This is a genomic window from Staphylococcus xylosus (genome assembly GCF_002732165.1).
Taxonomy (GTDB): domain Bacteria; phylum Bacillota; class Bacilli; order Staphylococcales; family Staphylococcaceae; genus Staphylococcus; species Staphylococcus xylosus.
The window spans coordinates 13,450-36,706 of the sequence record NZ_MRZO01000010.1; the positions used below are offsets into that span (position 1 = coordinate 13,450).

General features: G+C 33.7%; 20 protein-coding genes. 12 read left to right on the plus strand and 8 right to left on the minus strand.

The annotated features are described in order from the left end of the window. Nucleotide 1: 1 nt before the first annotated feature. From BTM19_RS11960 to BTM19_RS11975, 4 genes are all read left to right on the plus strand, one after another. Nucleotides 2-1,267 (plus strand): YlbE family protein, encoded by a 1,266-nt coding sequence (locus tag BTM19_RS11960; protein ID WP_029376862.1) that lies wholly within the window; start codon nt 2-4, stop codon nt 1,265-1,267. Next, complete coding sequence (locus tag BTM19_RS11965) at nt 1,264-2,064, plus strand: oxamate carbamoyltransferase subunit AllH family protein (RefSeq protein WP_029376861.1); 801 nt, start codon at nt 1,264-1,266, stop codon at nt 2,062-2,064. The genes BTM19_RS11960 and BTM19_RS11965 overlap by 4 nt, the downstream gene beginning before the upstream one ends. Then, nucleotides 2,057-3,016, plus strand: a complete 960-nt coding sequence (gene arcC, locus BTM19_RS11970; protein ID WP_029376860.1) for a carbamate kinase — start codon at nt 2,057-2,059, stop codon at nt 3,014-3,016. Before BTM19_RS11965 ends, arcC begins: the two co-directional genes overlap by 8 nt. A gap of 217 nt (nt 3,017-3,233) precedes the next feature. Next, nucleotides 3,234-4,445 carry a CynX/NimT family MFS transporter gene (locus BTM19_RS11975; protein WP_029376859.1) on the plus strand — a complete coding sequence of 404 codons (1,212 nt, stop codon included), beginning with the start codon at nt 3,234-3,236 and terminating at the stop codon, nt 4,443-4,445. Nucleotides 4,446-4,581: 136 nt separating this feature from the next. Here BTM19_RS11975 and BTM19_RS11980 read toward each other — a convergent pair whose 3' ends face one another. Together BTM19_RS11980 and BTM19_RS11985 are read right to left on the minus strand one after the other, a co-directional pair. Further along, on the minus strand, nt 4,582-5,793 hold the full coding sequence (locus BTM19_RS11980; RefSeq protein ID WP_029376858.1) for a pyridoxal-phosphate-dependent aminotransferase family protein: 1,212 nt from the start codon (nt 5,791-5,793) through the stop codon (nt 4,582-4,584). A 165-nt stretch (nt 5,794-5,958) separates the two neighbouring features. Beyond that, entirely contained in the window at nt 5,959-6,696 is a 738-nt protein-coding gene (locus BTM19_RS11985) for a poly-gamma-glutamate hydrolase family protein (protein ID WP_029376857.1), read from the minus strand. 306 nt (nt 6,697-7,002) lie between these two features. On the opposite strand from BTM19_RS11985, the gene BTM19_RS11990 reads away from it, so the two are divergent. Together BTM19_RS11990 and BTM19_RS11995 are read left to right on the plus strand one after the other, a co-directional pair. Then, the gene (locus tag BTM19_RS11990; protein ID WP_029376856.1) at nt 7,003-7,536 is read left to right on the plus strand and encodes a hypothetical protein; all 534 of its coding nucleotides are present in this window, start codon (nt 7,003-7,005) and stop codon (nt 7,534-7,536) included. 188 nt (nt 7,537-7,724) lie between these two features. Beyond that, complete coding sequence (locus BTM19_RS11995; RefSeq protein WP_029376855.1) at nt 7,725-8,462, plus strand: alpha/beta hydrolase; 738 nt, start codon at nt 7,725-7,727, stop codon at nt 8,460-8,462. A 100-nt stretch (nt 8,463-8,562) separates the two neighbouring features. On the opposite strand, the gene BTM19_RS12000 is transcribed toward BTM19_RS11995, so the two are convergent. The 3 genes from BTM19_RS12000 to BTM19_RS12010 form a co-directional block, all read right to left on the minus strand. After that, nucleotides 8,563-8,910 carry a MerR family transcriptional regulator gene (locus tag BTM19_RS12000; protein ID WP_029376854.1) on the minus strand — a complete coding sequence of 116 codons (348 nt, stop codon included), beginning with the start codon at nt 8,908-8,910 and terminating at the stop codon, nt 8,563-8,565. 188 nt (nt 8,911-9,098) lie between these two features. After that, nucleotides 9,099-9,419 carry a hypothetical protein gene (locus BTM19_RS12005; RefSeq protein ID WP_029376853.1) on the minus strand — a complete coding sequence of 107 codons (321 nt, stop codon included), beginning with the start codon at nt 9,417-9,419 and terminating at the stop codon, nt 9,099-9,101. 32 nt (nt 9,420-9,451) lie between these two features. Next, complete coding sequence (locus BTM19_RS12010) at nt 9,452-10,210, minus strand: SDR family oxidoreductase (protein WP_029376852.1); 759 nt, start codon at nt 10,208-10,210, stop codon at nt 9,452-9,454. 198 nt (nt 10,211-10,408) lie between these two features. Here BTM19_RS12010 and BTM19_RS12015 point away from each other — a divergent pair, with 198 nt between their 5' ends. From BTM19_RS12015 to BTM19_RS12025, 3 genes are all read left to right on the plus strand, one after another. Beyond that, nucleotides 10,409-11,389 carry a ketoacyl-ACP synthase III gene (locus BTM19_RS12015; RefSeq protein ID WP_038679632.1) on the plus strand — a complete coding sequence of 327 codons (981 nt, stop codon included), beginning with the start codon at nt 10,409-10,411 and terminating at the stop codon, nt 11,387-11,389. Nucleotides 11,390-11,431: 42 nt separating this feature from the next. Next, the gene (locus tag BTM19_RS12020) at nt 11,432-12,133 is read left to right on the plus strand and encodes a class I SAM-dependent methyltransferase (RefSeq protein ID WP_038679634.1); all 702 of its coding nucleotides are present in this window, start codon (nt 11,432-11,434) and stop codon (nt 12,131-12,133) included. Between the two features lie 186 nt (nt 12,134-12,319). After that, the gene (locus BTM19_RS12025) at nt 12,320-13,858 is read left to right on the plus strand and encodes a flotillin family protein (RefSeq protein WP_058625666.1); all 1,539 of its coding nucleotides are present in this window, start codon (nt 12,320-12,322) and stop codon (nt 13,856-13,858) included. A gap of 100 nt (nt 13,859-13,958) precedes the next feature. Here BTM19_RS12025 and BTM19_RS12030 read toward each other — a convergent pair whose 3' ends face one another. Together BTM19_RS12030 and brnQ are read right to left on the minus strand one after the other, a co-directional pair. After that, complete coding sequence (locus tag BTM19_RS12030; protein WP_038679638.1) at nt 13,959-14,330, minus strand: iron chaperone; 372 nt, start codon at nt 14,328-14,330, stop codon at nt 13,959-13,961. Between the two features lie 267 nt (nt 14,331-14,597). Continuing rightward, complete coding sequence (gene brnQ / locus BTM19_RS12035; RefSeq protein WP_029376847.1) at nt 14,598-15,899, minus strand: branched-chain amino acid transport system II carrier protein; 1,302 nt, start codon at nt 15,897-15,899, stop codon at nt 14,598-14,600. A 296-nt stretch (nt 15,900-16,195) separates the two neighbouring features. Here brnQ and BTM19_RS12040 point away from each other — a divergent pair, with 296 nt between their 5' ends. The 3 genes from BTM19_RS12040 (at nt 16,196) to BTM19_RS13185 (ending at nt 20,783) form a co-directional block, all read left to right on the plus strand. After that, nucleotides 16,196-17,527 (plus strand): sodium-dependent transporter, encoded by a 1,332-nt coding sequence (locus tag BTM19_RS12040; RefSeq protein ID WP_172606480.1) that lies wholly within the window; start codon nt 16,196-16,198, stop codon nt 17,525-17,527. 355 nt (nt 17,528-17,882) lie between these two features. Next, nucleotides 17,883-20,048 (plus strand): YSIRK-targeted triacylglycerol lipase, encoded by a 2,166-nt coding sequence (gene lip, locus BTM19_RS12045; RefSeq protein WP_099265869.1) that lies wholly within the window; start codon nt 17,883-17,885, stop codon nt 20,046-20,048. A gap of 441 nt (nt 20,049-20,489) precedes the next feature. Next, the gene (locus BTM19_RS13185) at nt 20,490-20,783 is read left to right on the plus strand and encodes a GNAT family N-acetyltransferase (protein ID WP_326011162.1); all 294 of its coding nucleotides are present in this window, start codon (nt 20,490-20,492) and stop codon (nt 20,781-20,783) included. 461 nt (nt 20,784-21,244) lie between these two features. On the opposite strand, the gene ilvD is transcribed toward BTM19_RS13185, so the two are convergent. Further along, nucleotides 21,245-22,945, minus strand: a complete 1,701-nt coding sequence (gene ilvD / locus BTM19_RS12055; RefSeq protein ID WP_099265870.1) for a dihydroxy-acid dehydratase — start codon at nt 22,943-22,945, stop codon at nt 21,245-21,247. Between the last annotated feature and the right edge of the window lie 312 nt (nt 22,946-23,257).

Below are 23,257 nucleotides of genomic sequence, written 5' to 3' on the forward strand. Positions count from 1 at the left end.
CATGGGTTACAAAACAATAGATGAAGCAAACCAAGCAGTTATAGATAAAATGATTGCTGCAGCACCGTTTTTAGTAGATGTAGTGCCAGCGAAATCAAAAATTCCTGAATTAACAGACCATGTCCTATTACATGCAGGACCACCGATTAAATATGAAAATATGACAGATCCAATGCAAGGGTCATGTGTAGGCGCTATCTTGTTTGAAGGATGGGCTAACAACGAAGAAGATGCACGTGCATTACTAGAAAACGAAAAAATCACATTTATTCCATGTCATCATGTTAAAGCTGTTGGACCAATGGGTGGTATTACCTCAGCAAATATGCCGGTCTTAGTTGTAGAAAATAGAGAAACTGGTAATGAAGCGTATTGCCAAATGAATGAAGGTATCGGAGCAGTCTTACGTTTTGGTGCATATAATGAAACAGTAGTGAATCGTTTGCACTGGATGAAAGATGTCTTAGGTCCTGTACTTAGTAAAGCTTTAAAACAAATGAAAGATGGCTTAAACGTCAATGTGTTAATTGCGAAAGCCATTGCGATGGGTGATGAATTCCACCAACGTAATATAGCTGCATCATTAGCATTTCTAAAAGAGGTAACGCCAATTATCGCTGCATTAGATGATGTAGAACAAGAAAAACGTACAGAAGTGCTTCAATTTTTAGCTGATACCGATCAGTTCTTCTTAAATATAGCAATGGCAACAGGTAAAGCAATGATGGATGCTGCACGTACAATAGAACACGGTACGGTTGTGACTGCATTATGTCGTAATGGTGAAAACTTTGGTGTGCGCATCGCTGGTATGGGCGACGAATGGTTTACTGCACCGGTAAATACGCCTCAAGGTTTATATTTCACAGGTTACTCTGCAGACGATGCTAATACGGATATTGGTGACTCTGCTATTACTGAAACTATTGGTGTTGGTGGTATGGCAATGATCGCTGCACCTGCAGTAACAAGATTCGTAGGTACAGGTGGATTTGATGATGCTTTAGAAATCAGCAACGAAATGACTGAAATTTGTATCGGTGAAAATCCTAACTTTGCAATCCCTACATGGAACTTTAGAGGTGCATGCTTAGGTATAGATGCGCGTAAAGTAGTAGAAACAGGAATCACTCCTGTAATTAATACAGGTATTGCACATAAAATTGCGGGTTATGGTCAAATTGGTGCTGGAACAGTACATCCACCAATTGAATGTTTTGAAAAAGCAATTACGGCATACGCAGAAAAATTAGGCTTTAAAGGGTGATTTTTCATGTACGTTCAATAGGGCCAATTGCCCAGGAAATAATTGAACAACAACAAGGTTTTTATGTGCATAGTATTTTTGAAAAAGGCTTCAACATCGTCAATGATGATCAAAAACTTATTTTTATAGGTAGTGACGAAAATGGTATGTTTCCATTTGGCGTTACTGTAGACCATCAAACTAAAAAACAACTGTTAGAAAACATCACTGTGAAGCAACCTATAAAAGTAACTACAAATGCAATGTTTATTAATGATAATTGTCAATTGGTTTGGCGTAATCAAGCGGTACATGCGAGTGGCGTTGAGTTGAATTCAAATTCATTATTATGGTCAAAGTTGCATGAAAATATCACAACATATGACTTTTCAGAGTATAACAATGGAGATTTTTCTTATTTGAAAATGCAGTCCATCATGGAGACATTGAAACAAGCAGATGACAAGTCAGTTGAATCTTCATTACGTTATTTGATAGGAAGAGGACAAGGTTTGACCCCTTCAGGTGACGATATTTTAACAGGTATGCTATTTGTGCATTTCATGAAGCCTTATATATTTGATGGGAATTTAAAGATTATACAGGAGCTTATTCAAGAACAGTTAACAACAATAGTTGCTACAGCCTTTTTGGATAGTGCGTTAAAGAAATTATTTAGTTCGAAAATATTAGTGTTGCAACAACAACCAACGGTGTACCATATGAACCAACTGTTAGAAGTGGGATCATCATCTGGAAAAGATACATTGTATGGGATATTTATAGCAACAACTTTAAGGAGTGGAGCGTATGAGTAAGCGTGTAGTATTAGCTTTAGGCGGGAATGCAATTCTTCAACCTAAGCAAGAAGCGTCATACGAAAATCAATATAATAATGTGTATTCAGCTACACGAAAAATGGCTGAATTAAAAGCGCAAGGACACAATATTGTAGTTACGCATGGTAATGGTCCTCAAGTAGGGAATATTATTGCACAAAATGAAGCGGCTAAAGACATTGTCGAGCCTTTACCAATTAATGCTTGTAATGCGGAATCACAAGGCTTTATAGGATATATGATGGAAGAATCATTAAAAAATCATTTGAAATCTTTAAATATCGACAGTAATGTAGTAACGTTATTGACAATGGTAGAAGTAGATAAAGATGACCCTGCATTTAATAATCCAACTAAACCTATTGGTGTATTCTTTGATGAAATAGAAGCACAACGTTTAGAAGAAACGCACGGTTTTGTAATGGTAGAAGACGCAGGTAGAGGATACCGCCGCGTCGTTCCTTCACCGGAACCATTAGTTATTCATGGTGTGGATCAAATCAAGTCACTTATTGACCAAGCAGTCGTTATTTCTTCAGGTGGCGGCGGTATTCCGGTCTATAAAGATGACAATGGTAATATTCAAGGCGTAGAAGCAGTAATTGATAAAGACCGTTCAGGTTTAAAACTAGCAGAACAAGTTGATGCAGATGCATTTGTGATGTTAACTGACGTTTCAAACGTATGTGTTAACTTTGGAAAACCAAACGAAGAAAAACTAAAAACGATTTCTGTTGAACAAGCGAAGCAATATGTTGCTGAAGGACAATTCCCAGCAGGTAGTATGTTACCTAAGATAGAAGCAGCAATTCAGTTTGCTGAAATGGGTAAAGAGGCTATTATTTGTTCATTAGATGATGCGATAGACGCTTTAGCAGGTAAAGCTGGCACTCGTATTTTACTTGAACCATCAACAGAAGCGGTAAATTAATCGTAAAAAGTAATATGAACAAAGGGATACTGCTTTGATTGAAGTGCATAATAAACATTACAAAACACTGATTGTTCATTGTATTTTTATTATAATTTTTTGATCAGCAAGTTGTTTTGTGGGGCGGGAAGGGTAATCTAAATTGAAATGTTAGATTACTGTCCCGCTTCATCATTATATAATTATAAAAAAAGAGATTTAAGAAAGGTGGTATAAGATGACTGACCCATATCGCATCAATAAAGTTAATAATAATTGGGGCGTAATACTTGCGATTGTTTTTATTGCTTCTACATTACGTGCGCCATTAACGTCGGTCGGTCCTGTAGTTGATGAAATTAAACAAGTTATGGAGATTAATAACAGTGTTGCAGGCATCTTGACTACGATACCGCTGATTATTTTTGCAATTGTTTCGCCATTCGTTTCAAAAGTAACAGCTCGATTAACGATGTCTCGTACAATATTGTATTCTACGATGCTACTCATTGTTGCACTATATTTACGTATTGCAGGAGATTTCACGTTGTTCTTAATTGGCACGGTCATTCTTGGAATTGCTATTGCATTCGGCAACGTGGTGTTACCAAGTTATGTGAAATGGTATTTCCCGATGCAAATTGGTCTAGCTACTGGTATTTATAGTGGAACAATGAATTTTACGGCTGGCTTAGGCGGTGGTTTAAGCTTTCCACTGTCAGAAATAACACCATTAGGTTTTAGATTGTCATTATCATTTTGGATTCTTTTTGCGATTATTGCAATCATATTGTGGATACCTAAAGCACGAAAAGGTGTGCAATTAGAGAAGGCAACGGCGATAGCGGATCGACAAGATAGACCTAAAAAGGTCACTATCACGAAATCTAAACTGGCGTGGATGGTTGCCTTGACGATGGGTTTTCAATCGATGGTATTTTATACCGTAGTGGCTTGGGTGCCATCAATTCTTGTAGATAGAGGATTGGATCCTTCTACGGCAGGATATTTGTTAATGCTCAATCAATTTTCACAAGTGCCAATGACCTTTACATTCCCAATCATCGCATCTAAATTGAAAGACCAACGCATATTAGTCATGATTATTACGGTGTTGTTCTTAGTAGGATTTAGCCTATTCTTTACGCAATCATTAGTGCTACTGATTATTGGTATTATCATCGCCGGATTAGCGATGGGTGCTTGTTTCAGTTTATGTATGACTTTCTTCTCAATTCGAGCGCGTACAAGTGATGGTAGTATTTCATTATCTGGTTTTGGTCAATCCGTTGGCTATTTAATTGCTGCTGTTGGACCATTCTTGATTGGTTATCTTCATGATGTTACGGAAAGTTGGGATTCAGGTATTATTGCTTTGATTGTGATGTCAGTATTATTCTTTATTTTTGGTTATCCAGCTGCTAAAAATAAAGTTGTAGAAGATCACTAATAAGTATTATTGATGTGATATTTATATAATACTATTTTCTGCTGTCATCTTGATTCATTTAAGTAGTTAATGACTGCATAATAAAAGGAGAGACCTAGCCATTGATCAATGGCTAAGTCTCTCTTTTTGGTTTTCTTTATGCGTAATAAGCTAATAGTGTATCGATAGCTTTTTCTGGATTTAAATTTTGTACGCCTTGATGTGCTAGGTAAAGTGAAAATATAGATAAGAACGTTAAGATATTTTGTTTTTCAATAGCATAACCCATGATACCTATTCTCCAAATTTTACCTTGTAATTCACCGAAGGATCCTGCAATTTCAATGCCATAATTTTTTAGTAAGCCTTCTCTAAATTTACTATCATCCGCACCATCGGGAATGTTAACACAGATGACCATTTTCATTTCATTTGTCTCATCACCAAATATTTCTAAACCTAAAGCTTTTAATGCTTGTTTTAAGCCTTCTTGGTGATATGCATGACGTTCAGCACGGGCTTCAATGCCTTCAGTCAATGCTATTTTCAGACCAGTATATAGCGCGTAAATTGACGTTGTTGATTCTGTGTGATGGTTTAATCGCTTAGGACTCCAATAATCTTGTAATTGTGTTAAATCGAGATAATTACTGCGTATAAAATAATCTTGTTCTGTACTTTCATTTGAACGAATACCAAGTTCTACGCGTTTACGTTTATTGATTTCTTCACTAAATCTGTCGTTAAATGTGATAGGTGTAATGCCTGAAGGTATAGATAAACATTTTTGTGCACCACCGATGACGGCATCTAGTTCCCACTCATCTACCGGAATGACCATACCTTGATATGTAGCTACTGCATCAACTACTGAATAAATACCACGTTCTTTACAAGCACGACCTATTTGATCAATCGGTTGTAAGCGACCAGTTGAAGTTTCACCATGTACAATAGCGAGTACTTTTGGTTTTACAGTATCTAAAGCTTCAATGATTTCTGCTTGTTCAAAAACTTCACCCATTGGTTTTTGGATATTATGTACGACACCGCCTGCACGTTTTACTAATTCAGTAAACAAGTAACCGAATCTACCAATGATTGGGACAAGTACGGTATCACCAGGTTTGACGATACTAGCGATAACGGCTTCTAAACCTGCACGGCTTGTTCCATCGATAGGAAATGACCATTGATTGTCTGTTAAAAAGGATTTTCTAATGAGTTCCATCGTTTTATTCATTATGTCTACAAATTCATAATCAAATTGACCTAAAATTGAATTAGACATTGCTTGAGAGACACGAGGATCTACACTTACGGGGCCAGGGGTCATAATTAATCTTTTGTTTATTTTCAAATCATCCATATTATTAACCTCATTTTCTATAAATTATGTCAGTATATACTATACTCTAATAAATAACATAGTTAATCGTCAAAAATGATGAAAAATCATTCGTTATTTGTGAGAATATTACAAAAATTGAGTGTTTATGAATGATTTTAAAATGAAAATCCATACTTGATAAGGTTAATCATTTTCTTCAATTGCTTGATGAATGGCTTCGGCAAATGCATACATATTAATACTCCAATTGGCTTCATTAGAGCGAGAATTCATGGATAAATTTTGATTATTAAAGAAGGACTGTCTTAGCGCATAAGTTAATTCTAATTGAACACCTGCACCTTTAGCATTTTTATTGGCTATATTTTGATTAGATGCGCCTTCTAAGTGGGAAGGTGATTCTAAAACATTGAAGCCTTTTGTTTGTAATGCATTTTCTATAGACGCTTTAAGACGCTCATCTTTACCGCCAATATAAACGGCTGCTTCGCTACCACTTGCGCCATGTATCATTACAGAATTTGAAACAGCTTGTTGCATGTTTTCTACAATAGGTTCATCAAAGTTTGTTGATGTGACATGTAATTCAGCATTGTTTAATGTGCGAATACCTTGAAATGTATAATAATTATAATTACCTAGAGCAGCAGTTAATGAGGATAATTCTGTCGTACCTGCTTCAATGTTGCCGCCATGTATAGCGGCAATTAATGTGTTACTTTGATTATTATGATATGATAGTTGCCAATCTACACCATATTCAGTATCATCCATAAGTTCTGACATAGAGCCATATAAATCGGCTGCATAAACGTTAGAAGAAGGTGAAATAGTGATAAAAGTGATGGTTACAAACAAGCATAGTGCTATCGCTCGAATGCATTTGAAATAGGATGTGACAGTTGCTTTTAAAAAGTACATAATAAACTCCTATACGTATTAAAAATATTTTATAAATATAATATTATCATACAATTCGTTAAGTTATAAAAAATTATATGATTTTATTTAAAGGTTATATTGCAAGGGGATTGAAAGCATTGTACAATGAATTTTCATGCCTTAGGGCATGTTAATTAAGAGGCAGGTCTGTAACATGTCCTTTGGCATGTATGCAGACTCCTCTTAGTTGGCGAGCTACTTTTCCAAGTAGCTCGTTTTTTTTATGATTGATGTATGTTACAATACTTATCCTGCCTCGCAAAAAAACACGGAGGTGTTAAAACAATGATAAACATTATATCGGCTATAGGTTCTTTAGGTACTTTTATCATGGCGCTCTTTTACTTTGTTTCAGTCAGCGTGCAACTTTATCAAATGAAGATCAGCTTTTTACCAGCACTTGGTTTTAATCAAATACTGATTACACGAGACAAAAATGAATTGCAGTTGAAAAATGTAGGTATCGAAAGTCAGTCCGAACAAGATTATTTAAAGTTATATAATCTTGGTGGTGGTGCTGCGAAGAATATAAAAATCGAAATTTATATTGGCGAACAAGAAGTGTTACAAACAAAATATGTAAATATTCTACCTAGTAAAGAAGGATATTTATTGCCAATAAATAAAGATGTATTTTCTGAAATTGAAAGTACCATCCAAAATAATGGCTATGAATCTGATTTAAACGTTAAGTTGTCATATCAACATAACGTTAGTAGAAAAACACAAGAGTTATATTTAAATGGTAAAATAGATAGCTTTAATGCGTATGACGAAAAAGCAATCTATGAATTACAATTTTTTAATATAACGCAGTAACATTAAATTAAGAGAAGTATGTAAATATTTAAATGTAAACTCCCTTTAATACAACGACATGACAATATGTCGTATTAAAGGGAGTTTGTGTTTTAGTGAAAAATATAGGTGCTTAAACGGATTACTTTGAGAGATGAGTAAATTTCAATTACAATACAGTAGGAAACTAAAACTTGGAGTGACAATAGATGATAAACATAAAGGCACCAAATCCAATATTTTTGGAACAGCATAAAGCAGAAAAAGCTATATTATTACTACATTCATTTACAGGAACGGTTCGAGATGTAAAGTTATTAGCCACAAAATTAAACAAAGCTGGTTTTACATGTTATGTGCCACCATATAAAGGTCATGGTCTGATGTTAGACACATTGATGGATTATGATGTAGATGACTGGTTGAATGATGCGATTGAGGGTTATCAATTTTTACAAGATAAAGGTTATTCAAAAATAAATGTCTGTGGGGTATCATTAGGTGGTATATTATCATTGAAATTGGCAGAGCAGCATGACATTAATGCTATAGCTGTCATGTCAACACCATACAGAAAGAGTGATGCTGGACTAGGAGGAAGGCTTGAAGATTATGGTCAACGTATAGGGCACTTGCTAGGTCTAGATCAAGTAGAAATTGATACTCAGTTAAAACAAATTCATAACTATGGCCCAGAACTCCAAAAATTTCAATTATTAGTTGAAAATGTTATGTCAAATTTAGACCGTATCACGGCTCCGATTGCTATTAAGTATGGTGAACGGGATGATGTGTCATATAAAACGAGCGCCGACTATATCTATAATCAAATTCAACATGAACATAAAGAAGTTCGAGGGTATAAGATGTCTAAGCATTTGATGACACATGGTGAAGGTCATATTGAAGTTGAACAAGATATTATTGCATTTTTTGAAGACTATTAATAATATAATCCAACATTAACTAACGTAAGAAGATAGTTGCAATTCAATAATTTTTGTTAAAACATAGCACTATAATATATAGCTCCTTCTATGCTTGAGTTTATTCACTTTCTAATATTTTGAACTTCTCTGCCAATGTTTGCAGGCCTTCATCAATAATTCTTTTTTGTTCTATTAAATTTTGTTGATGATCTAAAAATATTTGCTTGCGCTTTTGTTTTGTAGCGCTTCCTTGATGATACAATTCAGCAATTTCCTTTAACTTTGAGACAGGCATATGTGTCTGTCTCATACATTTTATAAATTCAATCCAATATAAATCTTCTTCTGAAAAATCTCTATAACCGTTTTGATTTCTTGAAACAAATGGGAACAGTCCTGCCTTATCATAATAGCGAAGCGTGTGTTCACTCATGTCTAATTGTTCAGCTGCTTTTTTAACTTGCATATATTTTCCTCCTAAAATAGAAAGGCAGGTAGGTAGTACAACTCAAGCATTAAGTACATATTTCTGCCTTTTTAAAAGATATAACTGAGGAACATAAAGCATGCGAATTTAGATATACTAAAGTGCTTGTGAATGTTCCGTTTTGTAGTTATTTTATAGAACGTTTCATTTGAAGTTAAATCTTTGTACTATTTAATAAGTTTTGCTAATAGATGTTCATAGTTATTGTCGATTATAGCTTCAAAACCAAATGTGGATGCTAAATCTTTTTGTAATGCTTCTGTCGTGTCATATCCGACTACTTTATATTCATTGGTACATAAACCGATGCGTTTAATATCGTTATGATATAACTGGTTTTGATGAGATAATTCTATGATTTCTTCTGCCAAAGCATTCACGTAATTTTCGTTAGGAATTGTAACGCGCTTGTCGTCTATAATGCTTTCTTCTGAAATGATTTGTATTTCTGTTTCATTATCTTTCAATATAGCTACAAAGTAATACATAATTTAATAACCTCCTAAATTTTTTATTTACATTAACGTGTAGTGTATCCGCCATTTGCGAATAATGTTTGTCCATTAATCCACCAACCATCAGTAGTTAAGAAAGTAATAATGGGTGCAATGTCTTCAATATTTGTCAATTGGTTGTGAAGCGCTTGTGATTTGTGAAAAGCAACCGCTTCTTCACTTTCTTGTGGATAGAAGAAAGGTGTATCCATTGGCCCAGGAGCAACAGCATTAACAGAAATACCTCTATCCATGTATTCTTTGGAGGCTGCACGTGTATAATGTTCTACGGGTGATTTTCCTCCTGCATACGTAGCGTAAAAACCTGTATAAGCGGCGAGTAAAGCAGTTGTCAGCGTGATGATTTTACCGTTGTCATTCATAGCTTTTTCAGCGTATTTTATAAAGAAATAAGCTGATTTTGCGTTAATATCTGCCATGTTATCAAATTCTTCTTCTGTCGTATCGGCCATAGGCTTTTTCAGCACTTTTCCTACTGTGTTAATGGCAATATCGATTTTTCCAAAAGTATTTTGAGCGTGCTGGAATAAGGATTCAACATTCTTCACTTGGGTTAGATCACCAGAAAATAAAGTACCTTGACCACCCAGTGCTTCAACTTTGGCAAGTGTCTCTTGAGCTTCATTCAAAGAATGTTCATCATGATGATGAATTACTAATTTGGCTCCATGTTCAGCATAAGTCTTGCTTAATAATCCACCCAGATTTTTTGCGCCGCCTGCAATTACTACTACTTTGTCATTTAAACTATTAAATTTTCCCATTTTACAAAACCTCCTTTAAATGTAATTCAACAATAAACCTGAGAGTGCAATATCAAGCAAGTTATTTGATGATATTTTTATTTGAATTATTACACATATATTTAAAAATATCATTTAAATCTATTCGTGAAAATAGTAGCATGAATAATATAAAAATCTAAAATTAAATAATTATAATAGTCAAAGGGGAATAATTAGATGAAGTCATTTGCCAAAATTACTGCACAAGGTTCATATGTTCCAGAAAAGATAATGGATAATCATGATTTTGAAAATATAGTAGATACGTCAGATGAATGGATACAACAAAGAACTGGAATTGTAGAGAGAAGAATTTCAAAAGAAGATGAATATACAAGCGATATTAGTTATAAAGCAGTGTTGGATTTACAAGAGAAATATCAAGTCGATTTAAGTGATGTTGATATGATTGTTAATGCAACATTAACAGCTGATTATAAAACGCCAAGTGTCGCATCTTATGTACAAGCTAAATTAGAGTTAGAAAATGCAGGTGCAATAGATATTAATGCGGCTTGTGCTGGTTTTACTTATGGTCTTAATATTGCAAATGGTCTCATAACTTCAGGTCAAAATAAGAAAGTTCTAGTTATAGGAGCAGAAACCTTATCTAAGATTACAGACTACAAAGATCGAGGCACATGCATATTGTTCGGAGATGGGGCAGGTGCATTTTTAGTAGAATACAATGAAGGTGAAACGAGTTTTATAGCAAGTGATGCCGGATCAGATGGCAAAAAAGGCCATAATTTATATTGCTCGGAATTATCGGGAACAATGTTTGACGAAGCGTTAGAAAATCCAGGATTTATTGTTCAAAATGGGCGCGGTGTATACAAATGGGCAGTAGGTAATGTACCGAGAATTATTGAGCAGACTTTGAGTAAAGCCAATTATACGAAAGCAGATTTAGATTGGTTTGTACCACATAGTGCGAACGCTAGAATGATTGAATCTATATGTGATAGATCTGGTATAGAAAGGGACAAAGCATTAAAAAGCCTTCAATACTATGGTAATACGTCCTCTGCCACAATTCCATTGGCCATCGATCTAGCGGTCAAAGAGCAAAAACTTAAAAAAGGTGATTTAGTATTACTAGTTGGATTTGGAGGTGGTTTAGCTTATGCATCTACCTTAATTAAATGGACGTTATAGATGATGAAATTTTATGTATAACAGTTGCAAGGGGGAATATAAATGAATGAAGAACTAAAAAGTGCTGAACTAGAAATTGAGCGAGTTATTTTTATTGGTCGAACATTTGAAGAGTATTTGCGTATGTTTGATTTAAACTTGGCAGATTTAGAAGGTAGAAAAATATTAGATTGCCCTGCTGGTGCATGTTCATTTACAGCAATAGGAAGAAAAAAAGGTTTGAATATAGAGTCTTGTGATATTGCATATGCTTTTAGTGTTGCAGAATTATACAATAAGGGGAAAGATGATTTAAAGCACGCAATTGAGAAGATGCAATTATCAAAATCAAATTATCGTTGGAGTTATTTTGAAAATATAAACCACTTGGAGAGGTATAGAATGCAAGCATTAACAGATTGTATTTATGATATGAAATATTATCCTGAATCATACAAAGTAGCCTCATTACCCAAAATACCATACAAAAATAATGAATTTGATGTTTTATTATCTGCGCATTTTTTATTTATGTATGCTGATCACTTTGATTATCATTTTCATAAACAAACTATAAATGAAATGTTAAGAGTAACTAAAAAAGAAATACGTGTTTTTCCAATTGTTAATTTGAAAGGCGAACGTTATGAGAAGCTAGACGATATAATAAAGTATTTGTCTGAGTTAGGTTATAAAATAGAAGAAGTAAAAGTTGATTATGAATTCCAAACGAATGCGAATACTATGTTGAAGATTAAAATGTGAAATATCTCAAACTCATTTTTATTGTTTTGATATTAATATGTAATTAAATAAAAATCAGATGATTTTTGAATGGATTTAAAGATTATTTATTATAAATATATACTTATACTTATATTTATAATAAAGTAATATATGGAGTTCTTACATAGAATTTATCGAAATATAAAAAATTAGGAGACGAGTAACATGAATCTATTAGTATTAATCGGTATTGCTACTATCATAGGTCTGATACTATTTGGTAGTTTAGTTTGGTATCTTTATATGAAAGCAAGATTTAAAACGGTACCATCCAACGAGGCTTTAATTATTACTGGACCAAACATTGGTAATCCAAAAACTGAATCTAATGTTTATCAAGATGATGAAGGACGTCATATGAGAGTGGTGCGTGGTGGCGGTTATAGAATGAAAATGTTCCAATCATCAACACGTATATCATTGAAATCTTTTCAACTAGAAATTAAAACACCTGTTGTTTGGACTAAAGCTGGTGTTGGCATAGAAGCTGAAGCAGTTGCTACAGTTAAAGTTGCGGATCAATTACAAGGTATTGTTAAATATGCTGAACAATTCTTAGGTAAATCGAAAGATGAAGTATCTGAAGAAATATCACAAGTGTTAAACACCAACTTACGAGCGATATTATCTAAAATGACAGTAGAGGAAATCAATTCAGACAGAGAAGCGTTTAATAATAAAGTAACTGAAGTTGCTCAAGAACAACTCAACAATATGGGTTTTACTATTACGTCATTAGGGTTATCGGATATTAGTGATAACGAAGGCTACCTAGAAAATTTAGGTAAACCTGAAATTGCTAAAATTAAGAAAAAGGCTGACATTGCGGAAAGTGATGCCTCTCGCGAAACTGAAATGAAGATTGCTGAGAATACTGAATTAACTGAGAAAGAAAAAATATCTCGTCAAATGAATGTTGCAGATTCACGTAGAGAAAAAGATTTAAAAGAACAAGCCATTTTAAGTGAAACAAATAAAGCACAAGCTCAAGCAGAAGCTTCAGGGCAGTTAGAAAAAGAATCTAGAGCTTTAGAAATCAAAGAAAAACAATTAAACGTTCAACGTAGCGAAAAAGAAAATGAGTTACATTTGATACAGATGGAACGTGAGAATGATGTACATATTCAACGTCAAAAAGATGACGTGCGTCGTCAACAATCAGAAACAGATGCAGCAATTAAGATTAAGCAAGCTGAAGCCGCTTATGAAGCGCGACTCAAAGAAGGTAAAGCAGAAGCGGAAGTTATTAGAGAACAAGAGAAAGCTAAAGCTGACGGTTTAAGAGAAAGAGCGAATGCACTTGCTGAGAATAAAGATGTTATGTTGGCTGAATTGATGATTAAAACAATGCCTGAATTTGCTAGAGCATTGGCTGAACCATTATCAAATGTTGAAAATATTCGTATTTTAGATGGTGGAAATGGTGAAGGTATCAATTCAATATCAAATAGTATTATTGCCCAAATGGCCAATGCCGAAGAAGGTTTAAACCAAATGACTGGGTTTAATTTAACTAAGATGCTTGAAAATGTTTCAAATCAAAAGAAAACATATGCCTTTGAGCAAAACGAAAAAACAAATGAAGATACGTCTTTAGAACAAAGCGAAATGATGAACGACGGAGTAGCTATTGAAGATGATCCAAATCAAATCAAAGATAAGCGTAATGACGACAATAGTCAAACACCAGAAAATAAAAAATAGCCTCAGTAAGCAAGAGGTATAAAACTTTTGTACTAAAGTAAAAAGAGAGCCCATTTCATGAAGTCAGGGGCGCTCTTTTTTTATGCCAAAAATATTTGGGTTACGTTCGCCAAAATGTTGCGCAATCAGCCTTATCATCGATGTTGTATTGGATAATTTCTTTTAATAACACGTAGTCGATATCTTGGTCCCATTTTATGCGAAATAAATTAGTTGTCTGTGAGTAACCAGCGTCTTTTACTTTTTGAGTGAATTCAGCTAATGCCTTTGGTTCAGGTGCTACTGAGAAATGTGCTTTTGATTTACTAAACGCAATGATAAAAGTACCGTGATCTGTGTACATTGGTTGATTCCATTTTACTGTAGTTTCAAGGTTTGGAAATGTTTCTGAAATCCACATGAAAATGGCTTCCATTTTCTCTTTGTGAGATGCATTATCAATAGACTCTAAAAAATCGTTAAATTCATTCATATTAAAACTCCATTCTTTTTATTTATATGGAATATTGCTTTAATTGCTTACTAACTATCGTAACAAATTCAATAGATATTATCCTCAAATAACATATAAAAATAGTGAGCGAAGATATGAATTCAATAACATGATTTCATATCTTCGCTCACTTTAATTTTTCAGTTATAACACAAGTATTAAAAAAGTCTAAATACTGTTACTCATGTTATACAATTCCTCGTTTACTTAACATCTGGTATTTTTAACGGTTAAAAGCTTTCAAAATTATGATGGCTTTTCAGTATTTCTTTTTAAAAGATCAATAATTAAACCGACAACAAGTAAAATTATAAATGGAAGTAACCAACTTAATTGAATATCTGCTAATGGTAATTTTTGATATAACGCATTAAGTGATTTAACCAAGTTGAAGTCATTGAGTATTTGTAATACTGAGATAACTAGTGTAACGATAGTCGGTAAGATAAAAGCAAATCTCATTTCAAATGGAATGAAAATGCTAACTAAAGAAATAAGCACTAATACAATTGATGTTGGATAAATAAACGTTAACAATGGAACAGCGATTTTTAAAATAAGCTCTAAACCTAGCGTTGAAACTATAAAACCAAGTAAAGAGAATACCAATACGAATTTTTTATAAGATACTTTTGGTAATTTCTTCATAGCAAATGCGGCACAGGCGTTGACTAACCCAATACATGTAGTTAAACATGCTAAAATCACGATGATACCGAATAATAAATTACCAATAGATCCAAATACACGTAAAGAATTGAACGTTAAAATACCTGTACCATCTTTAAATCCAGAATGACTTGTTGTAGCTCCGACGTAAGCAAGTGCAAAATAAATAACGAGCAGCAAAATCGCTGATATTAAACCTGCTTTAATCACGTGCTTGACGAGTGTCTTTTGATTATCAATACCATTTAATTTAAACATTTGGACGATTACTACCGAAAATGCTAGGGCAGCTACTAAATCCATCGTAAAGTATCCTTGTAGAATACCTGATACTAATGGTGTTTGAGCATATTCACCACTCGCTTGCCCAATAGAACCCTCTGGATTAATAATTACCAATATACATAAAATTGCGATAATAATTATTAAAATTGGTGTTAAGTATTTACCTAAATTATCTATAATACGGCTTGGATATAAAGCAATAATATAAACAATGAAGAAAAATATTAATGAAAATATAATTAAAGTGAAATGGTTATGTACGGGTAATATATGATTTGTTCCAATTTCGTAGGCAACGTTAGCAGCACGAGGAATACCGTATAATGCACCGATTGATAAATAAATACAGATTGCAAAGACCGTACCGAATATCGGATGGACTCTGTTACCGATGCTCTCTACGCCACCGTTCATATAGGCAACTACAATAACTGTTAAGTAAGGTAGTAATATACCGGTAATAGCAAATCCAGTCATTGAAATCCACATATTTTCTTGAGCTGTGTAACCTAACATAGGTGGAAATATTAAATTTCCGGCGCCAAAGAAAAATGAGAATAACATTAGACCAGAAATTAGAATAAGTTTATTCATTTTATATACCTCAATTTCAAGGAGATTATCTTGCACAAAACACATGCTACTTTAACATAAAAAAACGGTATATTCAATGAAATGTCAGATAATTTTTAATATTTAAAGTATTGCATGTAGGAAAAGTCATGAAATATTCGAAAATTTTTAAGTTAATTAATGGTTGTAGTAACAAGTTTTTTGCTTTGATCGCTGAAAATACATATTGAGCCAAAGGCGGAAAAATGGTATAGTAGATGCTATGTCACTCAAACGCTTTAACGCAATAAAGTTTTGTAAAATATAAAGGATGTAGAATTATGAATAAACAATCACAGTGGAAATCCTCAACAGGATTTATTTTAGCAAGTGCTGGTTCCGCAATAGGGTTAGGTGCCATGTGGAAGTTTCCGTATATGGCTGGGATATACGGCGGCGGCGCATTTTTACTAATGTTTTTAGTGTTTACCATATTCGTTGGTTTGCCGTTACTTATGATGGAATTTACAGTCGGAAAAATGGGGAAAACATATACGACTAAAATTTATGAAAAATTAACTAAGAAAAAATGGCTGAATATTATTGGATGGAATGGTAACTTAGCAGTATTTATATTATTTGGTTTTTACAGTGTTATAGGTGGTTGGATTATTATCTATATCTTAAATGTTGCTTTCCAAATAGTAACTTTTAGTGATAGTACATTAGGAAGTATAAAGTTTGAATCAATTATAGGGAACCCATGGTTAACGATAATGGGACAAGGTATTTTTATCTTATTAACTATGGTTATTGTAATGATGGGAGTAGAAAAAGGGTTAGAAAAAGCTTCTAAATTTATGATGCCACTATTATTTGTATTTCTAATTGTCATCGTGGTTAAATCACTTTCTTTAGAAGGCTCATTGGAAGGTTTGAAATATATCTTACAACCTAGGTTAGCAGATATTTCTATGGAAGGTGTGTTATTCGCGCTAGGTCAGTCATTTTTCACCTTATCCCTAGGTACAACTGGAATGATTACTTATGCGAGTTATGCTTCAAAAGAAATGACGATTAAGACATCTGCCGTTTCAATCGTAGGAATGAATATTTTGGTATCTATTTTAGCAGGTTTAGCAATATTTCCTGCTATTGCAGCTTTTGGATATAGTCCAACTGAAGGACCTGGGTTATTATTTAAAGTATTACCACAAGTATTTGATCAAATGGCTTATGGACAAGGTTTTTATTTTATCTTTTTAATTCTATTTTTATTTGCTGCACTGACATCATCGATTTCATTACTTGAGTTAAATGTATCGAACTTCACTAAAAATGATAATTCAAAACGTAAGTCTATAGCAATGTATGCAAGTATTTTAGTATTTATTATTAGTATACCGGCCACTTTATCATTTAGTAGCTTAAGTGGTATTCAATTTGGTGCTGGAACAATATTTGATAATATGGACTTTTTAGTATCAAATATTTTAATGCCATTAGGTGCTTTAGGAACTACGCTTGTAGTTGGTCAATTATTAGATAAAAATGACTTAAAAATACATTTTGGAAAAGATAGATTTAAATTATTTATGCCATGGTACTACTTAATTAAATTTATTTTACCAGTAGTTATCGTGTTGATATTCATAGTGCAACTTATATAGCATTAAAAATTCTCGTTGCTAAACGCTGCGAGAATTTTTTAATTGTGCGTAATTTAGTTGTAATCGGTTATTGACTAGAAGTAGTTTTTTTAGTAGAATCTAATTAAATTATTTATTGAAAGTTTTTAGTTGTTAATTATAGATATTTTTTAATAATTTACTGAAAATTCTTTTGATAAATAAAATTTTTCTCAATGAATGTAAGCGCTTTCTTTGGGAAGGGGTGAGTGGTATGAAAGCTTTTATAGGTAAATTTTTTGAACTATTACCGCGTTTTATCATTAACTTTTTCATCTAGTTTTTCCTTTTAGTTAAATTGTGTTTTAAAAATCAAGAAAATTTAGAGGTGTTGTATATGGAGAATAAACGAAATAAGTATAGTATACGTAAATTTGCTGTCGGCGCTTCTTCAATTTTAATTGGCTCGTTATTATTTTTGAATGTAGAGACTGTAAAAGCTGCTGAAGAAAATAATCAAAGTGAAGTGGACACACAAGTACAAAGTGGGAATCATTTGGGAGATGATGAACATCAAAATTTAGTGAATGACAATACAAATACACCGGTTAATGATGATAAAACACAAGTGAATGATGAAAAAGACAATCAAGCAACTCATACTAGCTTACATAAAGATCAACAAGATACGAATACTAAAGTTAACGACTCAACAGATAAAGTAGATCCGGAATTTAATGAAGCAGATAAAGATAAAGAGCAAGACCAAGCAGAAGTAGATCCAGAATATAATGCAAAAGATAAAGCGAAAGAACAAGATCAGTCAGAAGTAGATCCAGAATATAATGCAAAAGATAAAGCGAAAGAACAAGACCAGTCAGAAGTAGATCCAGAATATAACGCAAAAGATAAAGCGAAAGAACAAGATCAGTCAGAAGTAGATCCAGAATATAACGCAAAAGATAAAGCGAAAGAACAAGATCAGTCAGAAGTAGATCCAGAATATAACGCAAAAGATAAAGATAAAGAGCAAGACCAGTCAGAAGTAGATCCGGAATATAACGCAACAGATAAAGCGAAAGAACAAGATCAGTCAGAAGTAGATCCGGAATATAACGCAACAGATAAAGAACAAGAAAATCATGTAGATCATAAAGATGCTAATCAAAATAAAATGCTAGAAAACAGTCAGCCCGCATTAAATGAGCGTGTTAAAAATGATAATAATATAAAAGAGAGCACATCTTTCGATAAATTACCGAATCAAACTGCAAACCACGATTCTGAACAAGATGATGACAGTAATCCTGACAAAGCATTAAATACGTTGAAAGAAAATGCTGTAGCAACGCCGAAGAACCAAACGCAACAAAATGTAGAAAAAGCGAATGAACAACCTAATAAAGCTGCAAAACAAGGACAGTATAAAAACCAAGATCCTATCATTTTAGTGCATGGTTTCAATGGCTTTACTGATGATATTAATCCAGCGGTATTAGCTCATTATTGGGGTGGAGATAAATTGAATATCCGCCAAGATTTAGAAAGTAATGGTTATGAAACATACGAAGCGAGCGTTGGTGCATTAAGTAGTAACTACGATCGTGCCGTTGAGCTTTATTACTATATTAAGGGTGGCACGGTAGATTATGGTGCAGCCCATGCTGAGAAGTACGGTCATGAACGTTATGGTAAAACATATGAAGGTGTATATAAAGATTGGCAACCAGGTAAAAAAGTTCACTTAGTGGCTCATAGTATGGGTGGACAAACAGTGAGACAACTTGAAGAATTATTGCGTAACGGTAATCAAGAAGAAATAGAATATCAAAAAGAACATGGCGGTGAGATTTCTCCACTATTCCAAGGCAATAACGATAATATGGTGAATTCAATTACTACTATTGGTACGCCTCATAATGGTACACATGCTGCAGATGCATTAGGTAATGAGGCGATAGTTAGACAATTAGCATTTGATTACGCCAAATTCAAAGGTAATAAAAACTCAAAAGTAGATTTTGGTTTTGGCCAGTGGGGTCTTAAACAGAGAGAAGGAGAAACGTACGCTCAATACGTACAACGCGTTCAAAATAGCGGATTATGGAAAACAGAAGACAACGGATTTTATGATTTGACTAGGGAAGGTGCTGCTAAATTAAATAAAAACACATCGTTAAACCCTAACATTGTCTATAAAACATACACTGGAGAATCAACAAGACCTACTTTGTTTGGCAATCAAAAATCCGATGTTAATTTGTTCCTACCATTTACTGTAACGGGTAATGTAATTGGCAAAGCTGCAGAAAAAGAATGGCGTGAAAATGACGGCTTAGTCTCTACTATTTCATCACAACATCCATTTAATCAAGCCTTTATAGAAGCTACGGACGAAGTGAAAAAAGGTGTATGGCAAGTGACTCCAATTAAACACGGTTGGGACCATGTAGATTTTGTTGGTCAAGATTCTACTGACTCAAATCATCCTACTGAGGAGTTACAACAGTTTTGGCACAATTTAGCAGAAGATTTAGTTCGTAACGAGCAATTTGATGCTTAAATAAAAATTGAATTATAATAAGGGAGGTAATGATTATGACTGGAGATTTATTTGATTTATTAGGTTCATTATTTCGTGTGATTAAAGCGTTATTTTTTTAAAGAGTAAAATAATGGTATAACATGATTTTACCAATTACTATAATCAAGAGGAACGAGGCATTAAAATCAATTTGTAATTATTGATTTAGGCCTGGTTCCTTTTTTATTTTTATGCATTACATAGATTAGAGTATACTAACTCATAATAGTTAGGAGGGGTAGAGTGATACAATTTTTAAAAGGAACTTTAGAACCGCTTAATGGAAAGATTATAGATGATTGGTATTATTGAAAGTATGAAGATCTTGAGAAAAAGGCGAAAAAATGGAATGCGCCATATATTAAGGAGCCAGCAATAGATAAGGTATCATTTACTAAAGAATTAGAAGTAAATCGTTATATCTATCCAAATGTAGAAAGTACTTTAGCGATTATGGTAGATAATAACTTCATAGGTACTGTTGGTTCATATTGGATAGATAAAAATACCAATTGGTTAGAAATAGGTATCGTTATTTACAATAGTGATTATTGGGAAAGTGGAATAGGAACAGAGGTATTTCAATTATGGATTGATTACTTATTTAAAAAAGATTTTGTTCATAGATTAGGTATATCTACGTGGTCAGGTAATGAAAGAATAATCAAGCTTGCTCAAAAAGTAGGTATGCGAGAAGAAGCAAGGATAAGGTAAGCAAGAAGTGTAAATGGACAATATTTTGATGGCATAAAAATGGGAATATTAAAATGTGAATGGAGAAATGTATGAAAACAGACAAATCATATATAATCAAGAAGAAAGAAAATAATAAAAGAGACCGAGACAATTGAATGTCTCGGCCTCGAATAATTTCTAGAAATTATTCACCTTTGAATAAACCAACGATTTTTTTGATGATATCAATGATAAAGCTCATGTATCTCACCTCGCTTTGTTTTGTTAAGTTTAATATAATACAATTGCGTTCAATTTTGTTCGGTATTCCCTAAGTTGCGAAAAATCATTCGTTAATGACTAAAAAATAAATTAAATAAACAATTGTGAATTCTAAAGTGTATTTTTGTGAATAAATGCACTTTATATAAAAAAGCCTTATTACAATGTATTGGAAAATACTGTGTAATAAGGCTTTTTGCTCTTTATTATGATTGCTTTTAGTCAGTAATTGCGCCTTTTGATGCTGAAGACACAAGTTTAGCATACTTAGCGAGTGTTCCTTTTGTTGCTTTTAGAGGTGGAACTTCCCAATTTTGATAGCGACGTTCAAGCTCTTCTTCGGAAACGTCGAAACTAATTTCAAGTTTTTCTGCATCAATGGTAATTGTATCGTTTTCTTCTAAGAGTGCCATCGGTCCACCGACTTGAGATTCTGGTGCAGCATGACCTATAACTAGTCCATGTGAACCACCAGAAAATCTACCATCTGTAAGTAATGCTACTGATTCTCCTAGCCCTTTTCCTACAAGGATAGAGGATGCAGACAACATTTCAGGCATACCTGGTGCGCCTTTAGGTCCTGCATAGCGAATAACTACGACATCTCCAGGTTTGATTTCATCATTTAGTATAGCTTTAGTGGCTTTCGCTTCTGAATCAAAGACGCGTGCAGGGCCTTTGATATAAGTAACGCTAAGACCAGAGATTTTAGCTACAGCCCCTTCAGGAGCTAAGTTACCTTTTAAAATAACAAGGGGACCAGTTGCGTGTTTAGGTTCTTCGAAATTTATAATTTCTTTATTATCAGTTAGGTCTGGTTGGTCAACTAAATTCTCAGCTACTGTATGACCTGTTACAGTTAAGCAATCACCATGGATTAATCCTTTGTCATGAAGAAGTTTCATCACAGCAGGAATACCACCTACTTCGTCAAGGTGTGCCATTACATACTTACCACTTGGTCTCAGATCGGCAATATGAGGTACACGCTTACGGATTCTCTCAAAATCATCTAGTGTTAAATCTACTTCGATGGTATGTGCAATCGCAAGTAGGTGTAAAATAGCATTTGTTGAACCACCTAATGCCATTACAACAGTAATTGCGTTTTCAAAGGCTTCTTTAGTCATGATGTCTTTTGGATAAATACCTTTTTCTAATAATTTATAAACTGCTTTTCCTGCTGCCCTGCTATCTTTTGCTTTATTCGTAGAAACAGCAGGATGTGAAGCACTACCTGGTAAACTCATACCCATTGCTTCAATTGCTGATGACATCGTGTTAGCTGTAAACATACCACCACAAGCGCCAGCACCTGGACATGCAGAACACTCTACTTTATGTAAAGCCTCTTTATCGATTTCTCCATTATTATACTGTCCTACGCCTTCAAATGCAGATACGGCATCTAAATCTTTGCCATCTAATTTTCCGGGTAAAATCGTCCCACCATAAACGAATACGGCAGGTAAATTCAAACGAGCGATTCCAATCATACAACCAGGCATGTTCTTATCACAGCCACCTATAGCCACAACGCCATCAAGGTTTTCGGTACTAACAACTGTTTCTATGGAATCTGCAATTATTTCACGACTTGGTAATGAAAAGCGCATACCGTCTGTCCCCATTGATATACCGTCTGAAACTGTAATAGTATTGAAAATTAAAGGAGAACCACCTGCTTCACTGATGCCTTGTTTAGATGCACGTGCTAGACCATCAATATGCATATTACATGGTGTAACTTCACTCCAAGTACTTGCAACCCCAATCATAGGTTTTTGAAAATCTTCGTCCTCGAAACCGAGCGCTCGTAAATAAGCGCGATTTGGCGTTCTACTGACACCTTCACTAATTACTTTACTTCGTATACGTAAATCTTGTTGATTTGTTTGTTGTTCTTGATCTTTAGCCAAATGATTACCTCCTAGATATGTTATTTTATAATGTTAGAAAAATCAGAATTTTCAATAGTTAGTTATGCGTTGATAATAAAAAACTTAAGAACGTATACAGTTATGTTGATTTCTGATGTTATTTAAAAAGTATCGAAAGTACACATTATCGGTATATCGGATTAATGTCAAACTTATCATGACCTGTGTATACTGTTATACCCTGTATTTACTATTGTAAAAATCACGAATTAAGCCATTTTTTGAAAATCTAAAAAATTGTTTTAAATAATGTTCTTAGATTAAAATGTATGCGTACTGTTGAAAAGTATA